Source organism: Micromonospora sp. (assembly GCF_048594385.1).
GTDB lineage: Bacteria > Actinomycetota > Actinomycetes > Mycobacteriales > Micromonosporaceae > Micromonospora > Micromonospora wenchangensis.
Window position 1 is genome coordinate 19,556 of sequence record NZ_JBMDWU010000005.1, and the last position, 10,856, is coordinate 30,411.

The 10,856-nt window shown below is 73.5% G+C and carries 9 protein-coding genes; 4 read left to right on the plus strand and 5 right to left on the minus strand.

Translation table 11 applies throughout. From position 1 onward, the window contains the following. Positions 1-7: 7 nt before the first annotated feature. A complete protein-coding gene (locus ACOJTC_RS00200) occupies positions 8-568 on the plus strand; it encodes a histidine phosphatase family protein (protein ID WP_420115259.1) in 561 nt (186 codons plus the stop codon). Positions 569-582: 14 nt separating this feature from the next. On the opposite strand, the gene ACOJTC_RS00205 is transcribed toward ACOJTC_RS00200, so the two are convergent. Both ACOJTC_RS00205 and ACOJTC_RS00210 read right to left on the minus strand, forming a co-directional pair. Then, the gene (locus ACOJTC_RS00205) at positions 583-1,650 is read right to left on the minus strand and encodes a DUF4037 domain-containing protein (protein ID WP_420115260.1); all 1,068 of its coding nucleotides are present in this window, start codon (positions 1,648-1,650) and stop codon (positions 583-585) included. 128 nt (positions 1,651-1,778) lie between these two features. Further along, on the minus strand, positions 1,779-2,717 hold the full coding sequence (locus ACOJTC_RS00210; RefSeq protein WP_420115261.1) for a TerC family protein: 939 nt from the start codon (positions 2,715-2,717) through the stop codon (positions 1,779-1,781). Between the two features lie 362 nt (positions 2,718-3,079). On the opposite strand from ACOJTC_RS00210, the gene ACOJTC_RS00215 reads away from it, so the two are divergent. Further along, entirely contained in the window at positions 3,080-3,997 is a 918-nt protein-coding gene (locus tag ACOJTC_RS00215; protein WP_420115262.1) for a 5'-3' exonuclease, read from the plus strand. A 91-nt stretch (positions 3,998-4,088) separates the two neighbouring features. Here the strand turns inward: ACOJTC_RS00215 and ACOJTC_RS00220 are convergent, their stop codons facing one another. Together ACOJTC_RS00220 and ACOJTC_RS00225 are read right to left on the minus strand one after the other, a co-directional pair. Continuing rightward, positions 4,089-4,982, minus strand: a complete 894-nt coding sequence (locus ACOJTC_RS00220) for an MHYT domain-containing protein (protein WP_420115263.1) — start codon at positions 4,980-4,982, stop codon at positions 4,089-4,091. A 167-nt stretch (positions 4,983-5,149) separates the two neighbouring features. Further along, complete coding sequence (locus tag ACOJTC_RS00225) at positions 5,150-7,948, minus strand: DEAD/DEAH box helicase (protein ID WP_420115264.1); 2,799 nt, start codon at positions 7,946-7,948, stop codon at positions 5,150-5,152. 86 nt (positions 7,949-8,034) lie between these two features. On the opposite strand from ACOJTC_RS00225, the gene ACOJTC_RS00230 reads away from it, so the two are divergent. Beyond that, the gene (locus ACOJTC_RS00230) at positions 8,035-8,802 is read left to right on the plus strand and encodes an HAD family hydrolase (protein WP_377684554.1); all 768 of its coding nucleotides are present in this window, start codon (positions 8,035-8,037) and stop codon (positions 8,800-8,802) included. Continuing rightward, on the plus strand, positions 8,799-9,689 hold the full coding sequence (locus ACOJTC_RS00235; RefSeq protein WP_420115265.1) for an EamA family transporter: 891 nt from the start codon (positions 8,799-8,801) through the stop codon (positions 9,687-9,689). The genes ACOJTC_RS00230 and ACOJTC_RS00235 overlap by 4 nt, the downstream gene beginning before the upstream one ends. Here the strand turns inward: ACOJTC_RS00235 and ACOJTC_RS00240 are convergent. Next, positions 9,652-10,578 (minus strand): diacylglycerol kinase family protein, encoded by a 927-nt coding sequence (locus ACOJTC_RS00240; RefSeq protein WP_420115266.1) that lies wholly within the window; start codon positions 10,576-10,578, stop codon positions 9,652-9,654. The genes ACOJTC_RS00235 and ACOJTC_RS00240 overlap by 38 nt on opposite strands. Positions 10,579-10,856: the final 278 nt, after the last annotated feature.

A 10,856-nucleotide genomic window follows, 5' to 3' on the forward strand; every position in this document is an offset into this window, starting at 1 on the left:
TCACCCCATGCAGACGGAGGTCGTCTTCGAAACGCACTCCTGGAGCGAGGACAACGAGCGGGGCGTCGCCACCGGCTGGCTGCCCGGCCGGCTGTCGGCCCGGGGCCGGGAACTCGCCGCTGAACTCGGGCGACGCCGACGCACCGACGGCATCTCGGCGGTGTTCACCTCCGACCTGCGGCGGGCGGTGGAAACCGCCGAGATCGCCCTCTCGGGAACCACCGTCCCGCTGCTGCACGACTGGCGGCTACGGGAGTGCGACTACGGGGAGCGGAACGGCAGTCCGGCGCGCGAACTGCACGAACAGCGCAGCCGCTACCTCGACCGTCCCTACCCCGGCGGGGAGAGCTGGCGACAGGCCGTCCGACGGGTCGGACGCTTTCTCGACGACCTTCCCACGCGGTGGGCGGGACGGCGGATCCTGGTGATCGGACACGTCGCCACCCGATGGGGGCTCGACCACCGGATCGACGGGGTAAGGCTGGAGGACCTGGTGGACGCCGACTTCGCCTGGCGGGAAGGCTGGGAGTACCGGCTGACGGACCCGCCAGGGCCGTCGTCCTCCTGACCGACCGACGCCGGTCAGCCGGCGACGACCGCCGAGATCCGGCGGACCCTATCGGGGTGGGTCAGCACGTCCACGCTGTCGACGTACTGGTCCACCGCGCCGACCAGGGGACGGTCCCGCAGGGACGGGTCGACGATCGAGTTGCGCAGCGCGGTGGCCACGCGGGGCGCGTCGAGCACCAGGAAGGGCCGCCCGTGGAAGGGCCGGACCGCGACGTCGACCGGTCCGGCCAGCCCGGTGTCGTTGGTCCACCCGGCCACCGTCTCCAGCGCCCGCACCAGCCCCGCCTGCCGGTGCGGCCAGTCGCCCGGACCGAGCGTGTCGGCCAGCGCCGCCACCACCGGGCCGGCGTCTGGTAGCGCGGCGAACACACTGCCGAGCCACTTGTCGTACGGCGGCCAGCGGCGACGGGCCAGCAGGCCGAGCCGCATCAGGTCCCGGGCGACGCGGGCGGCCACCAGCCGGCTGCCCAGCGCGTCGCCCACCTCCGCGCACCGGCCGACGAGATGCTCGGCCTGCCCCACCCGGGTCCACCCGGCGGCCAGCACGTGCCGCCACACGTCGTCCGGATACCAGGCCAGGGCGGCCCGGACCGCGCCGAGGGCACCGTGCAGCCCGTCGTGGAAGACCGCACCGCCGGTCAGCTCGGCCAGCCGCTGGGTCGGCACGGCGAGCCAGTCGTCGGTGGTGACGGCGACGGTGGGGTCGAAACCGAGCCGGCCCCGCAGCCAGTCGGGCAACCCGACCACCTCGACCCCGCTGCGGTCACCGTCGACGTCGGGCAACCCCACCCGGGCCGTCGGCCAGCCGCGGAAGCGGGTCGGCCGGCCCAGGAACCGCAGCGGCAGGTCGGCCAGTGCCGCGCGCAACGGTGCCAGTTCGCCCGGGTCGGCGACGAAGACCTGGGCCCGCGGCCCCCAGTCGTGGTCGGTGGAGCGCTCGGTGTCCAGGCCCAGCAGCTCCGAACCGCCGTCGAGCAGGCCGGCGGAGTACCGCAGGCCGGGCAGGCGGTCCATCAGCAGCGGCGCGATCGCCTCGTCGTGGAAGCGGCGGCACAGGACAAGACCGGGCACGAACTCCATGCCCGGCAGTCTCACCCGGCGGCCACCGTGCCGTCACGCCGGTTTCCGACCGGCACCCACCCCCGACGCCGGCGTTGTGGAGGATCGGCAGGCCGAGGCCGACGATGGTGGTGGCAGGTGGATCGCGGTCATCGGTGTTCCCGCGGAGCGGTGGTGCCGCGGGTGGAGCGCAGGCTCCACCCGATCGACACCGTGAGCGTCACGACGATCACGCCGAGGGTGACCGGGATGGGCAGTTTCCCGACCGGGGTCTCGGACAGGATGAGCTTGACGCCGGCGAAGCCAAGCAGGACGGCGAGGCCGTAGTGCAGGTGGACGAAGCGGCGAAGCAGCCCGGCGAGGCAGAAGTACAGGCTGCGCAGGCCCAGGATGGCGAACGCGTTGGCGGTCCACACGATGAAGGTGCTGGTGGTGATGGCCAGGATTGCGGCCACGGAGTCGATGGCGAAGATCAGGTCGGTGGCCTCGACCGCGATGAGCACCACGAACAGCAGGGTGGCGACGCGCTTGCCGGTGATGCGGGTGAAGAACCTGTCGCCGTGATAGGTGGCGTCGGTGGGGATGATCTTACCGACCAGGCGCACGACCGGGTTGCGGTCGGGCGATGTCTGCCCGCTGTGCCGGAAGGCCATCTTGTAGCCGGTGTAGATGAGGAACACGCCGAACACGTACGCGGTCCAGAAGAAGGTCTCCAGCAGTTCGGCACCGACGAAAATGAACACCAGGCGGAAGAGCAGGGCGCCGATGACGCCCCAGAACAGCACCTTGTGCTGGAACGCAGGCGGTACGGCGAAATAGTTGAAGATCAGCGCGAAGACGAAAACGTTGTCGATCGACAGGGCCTTCTCGATCAGGTAGCCGGCGTAGTAGGTGCCGGCCACGTCGCTGCCCTGCCACACCCACAGGATCACGCCGAACAGCAGCCCGGCGGTGATCCAGATGCCCGACCAGACTGCGGCCTCACGAAAGCCGATGACGTGGTTGTCGCGGTGCAGGAACAGATCGACGGCGAGCATCGCGGCCACCGCGAGCATGAGCAGGGCCCAGATCCACCAGGAGACGGCCACGGGGATACCTTTCGACCAGCCGGACCCGCGACCGCGGGCCGGCGTGCTGGTCGAAGGTCTCCCCGAGCCACCACACCGGTGGCTTGGCCGCCGGAACCCGGATGGGCCGGATCCGTACTGACGACGGCGCATTGAGCGTCTGGGTACTCCCCCTCGAACTACGATCAATGATTCACGAAAAATGAATCGCGTGTCAACCGGATCCGGCTGACAGAACGCTGTGGATCCCCGGCACCTCGGGAAGGCGCTGCCGACCTCCGACCGCGACGAGGGAGGCCAGCCGCCGGTGACAGCGGAGACCGGGCCGGTGCGGCCGGTGGGCGTCCCTCATCCTGTCGGTGGGGTGTGCCAGGCTGTCGGGCGTGGCAGACCAACAGCCGATCCTGCTGATCGACGCCCCCAGCCTCTACTTCCGGGCCTACTTCGGGGTGCCCGAGTCGGCGGCGCGGACCGACGACGGCCAGCCGGTCAACGCCGTGCGCGGGTTCCTCGACATGCTCGCCCAGCTGGTCCGCACCCGCCGGCCCGACCGGATGGTCTGCGCGCTCGACCACGACTGGCGGCCCGCCTGGCGGGTGGAGCTGCTGCCGTCGTACAAGGCGCACCGGGTCGCCCCGGCCGGCGGCGAGGAGGTGCCCGACACCCTCTCCCCGCAGGTGCCGGTGATCCTTGACGTGCTGGCCGCGATCGGCATCACCGCCGTCGGCGCGACCGGCTACGAGGCCGACGACGTGCTGGGCACCCTGTCGGTCACCCAGCCCGGCCCGGTGGAGGTGGTCTCCGGCGACCGCGACCTGTTCCAGCTCGTCGACGACGAGCGCCGGGTCCGGCTGCTCTACATCGGTCGCGGGGTCGCCAAGCTCGACGACTGCGACGACACCGCCGTCCGGGCCCGCTACGGTGTCCCCGCCGACCGGTACGCCGACTTCGCCGCCCTGCGCGGTGACCCGAGCGACGGGCTTCCCGGGGTGCCCGGGGTCGGCGAGAAGACGGCCGCCCGGCTGATCGACCGCTACGGAGACCTGCCCGGCATCCTCGCCGCGCTCGACGATCCCGGCTCCGGGTTCGCCCCGGGGCTACGCGCCAAGCTCGACGGCGCCCGCGACTACCTGGCGGTGGCCCCGAAGGTTGTCCGGGTCGCCACCGACGTGCCGCTGCCGGCGCTGCCGACCACGCTGCCGACGGCGCCCGCCGACCCCGACCGGCTGCTGGAGCTGGCCCAGCGGTGGAACCTGGCCGGCTCGTGCCGGCGGCTCGTCGACGCCCTCGCCCAGCACTGACCGCGCGGAGGCGGTGCGGGCGGATCGTCCACCGGTCCGCCCCGCACCACCGACCGGACGGTCGGGATCCCGCCGTCGGAGCCTGCGGCGGTCAGCGCGACGGCGGGGGCGGGGCGTCCCGACGGGACGGGAACGGGGTGCCCGGCCGGCCCAGGGTGGTCGACCGGGCGCGCAGGCCCACCGGGTCCGGGGCCGTCTGCTGTTCGACGACCGGCGCGTTGACCTGCCGGGCCTGCAGGTAGGCGGCGGCGGCCCGGTCGTCGTCGGTGGGCGCGGCCAGCAGCGCGTAGACCAACCCCACCACCACGAAGATCACCGCGAGGACGATCGGCACCAGCAGGGTGCTCACCCCCGCGCCGGTCACCTCGCCGCGCTGCCCGTGCAGGTGCACCGACAGGGCACTCATCCCGGTGAAGTGCATGCCGTTGACCGCCACCCCCATCACCAGGGCGGAACCGACGATCGCCAGGCCCCGGCGGACGGTCATCGCCAGCCACAGCGCCACGGTGGCCGCGACGATGGCGATGGCCACCGACAGCCCGACCCGGGTGGCGTCGTAGTTCAGGTCACCGTTGAGCCGCATCGCGGCCATCCCGGTGTAGTGCATGGCCGCGACGCCGATCCCGGTGAACAGGCCACCCCCGAGGACCTTCGCGGCACCGAGCCGGCCGGTGCCGACGATCGCCAGGCCGATCCCGACGGCGGTGACGGCGATCACCGTGCTCGCGGCGGTCAGCGGCACGTCGTACCGGATGCGGGTGCCGGTGACCGCGAACCCGAGCATGGCCATGAAGTGCATCGCCCAGATCGCGGTGCCACCGATCGCCCAGGCGGCCAGCAGGCCCCACCAGAATCGCTGGCCGGAACCGGTGGCGGTACGGATCCGCCCGGCACAGACCAGACCGAGGAACGAACCGAGCACGGACAGCGCGTAACTCAGCGCCGGTGTTATCCACCCGTACTCAAAGTGATTGATCTCCGCCACAGCGGTCTTCCCCCCACTCATTACCGGCGCGTAGGCGACCGCGCCCGAGCAATGATCGGGGAGCCTGCGAGCAGGCGCAACAGCGGCCCCCCGGCAATCCGGGGGGTGCCGTCACGGTGACCGTCCGATGCGTCGATTCACCGCCCGAGGGTGACCGAAAGTGATGATCAGGCGGAGGGGTAATGGGCGAGTACGCCCCGGTTCACGGCGGCGATCGCCTGCCGTGCGGTGGCCCGCAACTCCGTCGACGCCCCACCGGAGTCGGATAGTTGACCGAGCAGGTCGGCGACCTGGCGGGCCCAGCGGACGAAATCCCCGGCCGGCATCTCCCCGTCGAACTGGTGCCCACTGGCGAGCACCTTGGCCAGGGTCTCCCCCCGCGCCCACCGGTAGATCGGCCAGGCGAACCCCAGATCCGGCTCCCGGGTGGCGGTCAGGCCCCGCTGCGCCTCGTCGGCCTCGATCTCGCTCCACAGCTTGAGCGTCTCGTCGACCGCGTCGGCGACCGGCCCACGCGGCAGCGACGCCCGCTCGTCGACGTCCCGCCGGGCCTCGAACACCACCACCGAGACGGCGGCAGCCAGCTCCGCCGGCGACAGACCGTCCCAGACACCCCGCCGCAGACACTCGGCGACCAGCAGGTCGGCCTCCGTCCAGATCCGGCCCAGCATCCGACCGGCGTCGGTCACCCCACCGTCGGCCGACAGGTAACCCCGGGCGGTCAGCAGGGCGACGATCCGGTCGAAGGTCCGGGCCAGGGAGCCGGTCCGCCCCGACACCCGCTGCCGCAGCTCGTCGGTGTCCTTCTCCAGCCGCCGACGCCGCTCCGCCCACCGGGCGTGATCCTCCCGCTCCGGGCAGGCGTGGCAGGGGTGCCGCCGCAACTCGGTGCGGAGCTGGCTGAGCCGGTGGTCCTCACCGGCGGCCTGCCGGGACCGGCCACCCCGCCGGCCACCGTGCCGGTCCAGCCCGGTGCCGCTGACCTCGGCGGCGAGATCCCGCCGGGCGGCCGGCGAACGGTGGTTGAAGTGCTTGGGCACCCGGATGCGGGCCAGCACCTCGGCCGGGGTGGTGAAATCGCCGGGACTCACCCGCCCCGCCCAACGGTCCTGGGTGAGCACCAGCGGCCGGGGCTCACCGAATCCCCCGGTCGCCGGATCGAGGACGACCGCGAGCCCGGCCCGCCGCCCGGACGGCACCCGGATCACGTCGCCGACCCGCAGCCGCTCCAGCGACGCCACCGCGGCAGCCTTACGCTGGGTCTGCCCCTGCCGGGCGATGGCCCGTTCCCGGTCGGCGATGGCCACCCGCAGCGCGAAGTACTCGTCGAAGTCACCCTGGTGACAGGCCGCCTCCGCGCCGTACGCGTCGATGGTCTCGGTGTTGCGCTGCACCTGACGGGCCAGCCCGACCACCGACCGGTCCGCCTGGAACTGGGCGAACGACGACTCCAGCAGCGCGCGGGCCGGCTCGGCCCCCACGCTGCCGACCAGGTTGACCGCCATGTTGTACGACGGCCGGAAGCTCGACCGCAGCGGATAGGTGCGGGTGGAGGCCAGGCCCGCCACGTGCCGGGGATCGGTCTCGGGCGACCACACCACCACGGCGTGCCCCTCGACGTCGATGCCCCGCCGACCGGCCCGCCCGGTGAGCTGCGTGTACTCCCCCGGGGTCAGATCGACGTGGGCCTCGCCGTTGAACTTGACCAGCCGCTCCAGCACCACGCACCGGGCCGGCATGTTGATGCCCAACGCCAGGGTCTCGGTGGCGAAGACCGCCTTGACCAGCCCCCGGACGAACAACTCCTCGACGACCTCCTTGAACACCGGCAGCATCCCGGCGTGGTGGGCGGCCAGACCACGCTCCAAGCCGTCGAGCCCCTCCCAGTAGCCCAGCACGCTCAGGTCCTCGCCGGGGATCGCGGTGACCCGGGACTCCACCACCCGACGGATCTCGGCGCGTTCCTCCGCCGAGGTCAGCCGCAGACCGGCCGCCAGGCACTGCTGCACGGCGGCGGCGCAGCCGGCCCGGCTGAAGATGAACAGGATCGCCGGGAGCAGCCCCTCCCGGTCGAGCCGGTCGACGATGTCCGGACGCAGCGGCCCCCGCCAGCGCGGACCACGCCGACCGCCGCCGGGGCCAGCGCTGCGCCCCTCCCCCAGCTCCAGCCGGCGGGTCTGCTCCCGGGTGTAGCGCAACAACTCCGGGTGCACGTCGTGCTTGCGGGCCGCGTCGGCGTCGTGGAACAGGTCGAACATCCGCCTGCCGACCAGCATGTGCTGCCACAACGGCACCGGCCGGTGCTCGCTGACCACCACCGCCGTCTCACCGCGCACCGTGACCAACCAGTCGGCGAACTCCTCGGCGTTGGAGACCGTCGCCGACAGCGACACCAGGGTGACCGAGGAGGGCAGGTGGATGATCACCTCTTCCCAGACCCCGCCCCGGAACCGGTCGGCGAGGTAGTGCACCTCGTCCATCACCACGTAGGCCAGGCCGGCCAGGGTGGCCGAACCGGCGTAGAGCATGTTGCGCAGCACCTCGGTGGTCATCACCACCACCGGGGCGTCCCCGTTGATCGCGTTGTCGCCGGTGAGCAGCCCCACCTGCGCGGCACCGTAACGCTGCACCAGGTCGTGGTACTTCTGGTTGGACAGCGCCTTGATCGGCGTGGTGTAGAAGCACTTGCGCCGGGGGGCGGGGGGCGCGTCCCCGGCCGGCGACGCCGCACCCGGCACGCCCCGCAACGCCAGGTGCACGGCGAACTCGCCGACCACCGTCTTGCCCGCCCCGGTCGGGGCGCAGACCAGCACCCCGCTGCCCCGCTCCAGCGACTGGCACGCCTCCCGCTGGAAGTCGTCGAGGTCGAACCCCAGGTCGAGGGTGAACTCTTCCAGGGCCGGGAACTGGGCGGCCTGGGCAGCCCGGCGACGGGCCTCGGCGTACCGCTCGGCGGGGCTCGACATGTCAGCAAGATTAATCGGTACCACCGACACCCACCCGCCAAGGCCGTCCGGCACGGCCGTCGGGGCGGGTCGGTAGGGTGCACGACGTGCCGGATCATGCCGAACCGTCCCCGACCCCGAACGGCGTCACGCACGCCACCCGGGCGGGCGCGTCCCGCCATCGCGTCCAGGCGGTGCTCTTCGACTTCCACGGCACCCTCGCCCAGGTCGAACCGGCCCACGACTGGGTGGTCGCCGCCGCCGCGACGTGCGGGGTCGAGCTGGAGCGGATGCGGGCCACGGCGCTGGCCGACCGGCTGCTCACCGCCGGCCGGGCCGGCGGCCCGCTGCCGGCCCGGGTACCGCCCCGGCTCGCCGAACTCTGGGCCGACCGGGACCTCTACGAGCACGCCCACCGGGCCGCGTACACCGGGCTGGCCGAGACGGTGGACGCCGGGATCGAGGGCTTCGCCGAGGCGCTCTACGAGCGGGTGCTCGGGCCGGACGGCTGGGTGCCCTACCCGGACACCGCGCCGGTGCTCACCGCGCTCCGCGACGCCGGGATCCCGGTGGCGGTCGTCAGCAACATCGGCTTCGACATCCGCCCCCTCTTCGCCGCCTGGGGCCTGGCCGACCTGGTCGACGCGTACGCGCTGTCGTACGAGGTGGGACGGTGCAAGCCGGACCCGGGCATCTTCCTGCGCGCCTGCGGGATGCTGCGGGTGGACCCGGAACGGACGCTGATGGTCGGGGACACCCCGGCCGACGCCGGGGCGGTCGCCGCCGGCTGCGGGGTGCTGGTGCTGCCGGCCGCCGGACCGGGCCGCCCCAGCGGTCTCGGCACCGTGCTCGACCTGGCCCTGCCCTCCCCGTGACCGGGTCGTCCGGCCGGGCGACGGCGGTCGGGCTGGTGCTCGGCGGGGCGTTGTCGGTGCACTTCGGCTCCGCCGTGGCCGCGCTGCTCTTTCCCCGGGTCGGCGTCCCCGGCACGGTCACCCTGCGGCTGGCCATCGGGGCGGTGCTGATGCTGCTGGTGTGCCGCCCCCGGCTGCGCGGACACGACCGGGCCGACTGGCTGGCCGTGGGCGCATTCGGGCTCGCCCTGGCCGGCATGAACTCGGTCTTCTACCAGGCCATCGAACGGATCCCGCTCGGCCCGGCGGTGACCCTGGAGGTGCTCGGGCCGCTCACCCTGTCGGTGCTGACCGCCCGGCGGTGGACAGCCTGGTGCTGGGCGGGCCTCGCGCTGGCCGGGGTGGCGCTGCTGGGCCAGGGCGGCTTCGACCGGCTGGACCCCGTCGGCGTCGGCCTCGCGCTCGCGGCGGGCGCGCTGTGGGCCGCGTACATCGTCAGTTCCGCGCGGGTCGGCGGTCGGTTCCCCCGGGCCGACGGGCTGGCCCTCGCCCTGGCCCTGGCCGCGCTGCTGTCCCTGCCGTTCGGCCTGGCCGACGCCGGGGCCCGGCTGTGGCATCCGGGGGTGCTGGCCCTCGGGGCCGGGTTGGCGCTGCTCGCCTCGGTGCTGCCCTACACGCTGGAACTGCTGGCCCTGCGCCGGCTGGCCACCTCGACCTTCGCCGTGCTGATGAGCCTCGGTCCGGCGCTCGCCGCGCTCGCCGGCTGGCTGATCCTGGGGCAGGACCTGCACCCGGTCGAGGTCCTGGCGATCGGCCTGGTGGTCGTCGCCAGCAGCGGCGCGGTCCGCGCCGCCGCCCCGCGTGGGCCGCTCACCGCAGCAGACGCACCGCCCGAGGCACCGCGCTGATCCGTACCGGCAGGTTTAGGGAGCGCTCCCCGTCGGCGTAGGTGGTGATGCCCTCGGCGGCCAGTTCGACGGTACGGGCCCGGAAGCTGCTCGCCAGCGGATGCGTCACGTGGGTGCCGGCGTAGATGCGCGGTTTGACCCGGATCAGGGTGCGCCTGTCGAAGCGGCCGCCGACGACCACGTCGAGCAGCCCGTCGGTGAGGTCGGCGGCGGGGCAGATCCGCATACCGCCCCCGTAACGGGCACCGTTGCCCACCGCCACCAGCACCGCGTCCACCTCGTGCGCGACGCCGTCGAGGCGCAGCGTGTAGCGGCGCGGGCGCAACCGGGCCAGCTCGACGAGGATCGCCAGGTCGTACCGGCGGGGGCCGCGCGGCCAGCGCATCCGGTTGGCCCGCTCGTTGACGATCGCGTCGAACCCGGCGGCGAGGACCGCCCCGTACCAGCGGTCGGTGCCGTCGCCGCCGGTCATCCGGGCCAGGTCGACGCCACGGGTACGGCCGGCCCGCAGCGCGGCGGCGATCACCGCGACGGCGGCGAGGGGATCGGCCGGGAACCCCGCGTCGGCGGCGAAGTCGTTGCCGGTGCCGACCGGCACCGGGGCGAACGGCACCGCCGTACCGCCGACCGCCTGCAGCGCCCGGTGGACCGTGCCGTCGCCACCGACCGCAACCAGCGCGGACGCCCCGGCGGCGACCGCCGCGTGGCAGGCCGCTTCGGCCCCGGCGGGGTCGTGCGCGGTGAGCAGCTCCACCGGGTGCCCGGCGGCGGCGAGGCCGTCGAGGACCCTGGGCAGCAGCGCCCGGTGCCGGCCCCGGCCGGCGACAGGGTTGGCGAGCACGGCGACCGGGCCGGCCGCCCGACGATCGTCTGCGGTCACGGCGAGCACCGTACCGGCTCGACCGGTCCCCCGGCTGACCCCGATTCCCTCTGCCTCCCCCCTGGTCCGGTGGCTGTTCTTCCGTCTTGCTCGCGGGTGGAGTCGGGGTCACCACCTGTAAGGCATCCTAGGCTGCTAGGTGGGATCGATCCGGGGTGGGGATGACCGGTACGCGTCCTTCGATTCTGACGACGTCAACGGCTCGGTTCCCGACCGGGCACCACGACACCGGGCACCACGACGAGGTTTCGCGGCCTCCGGAGCTGCCGGGCCGGGCTCCCGGTGTG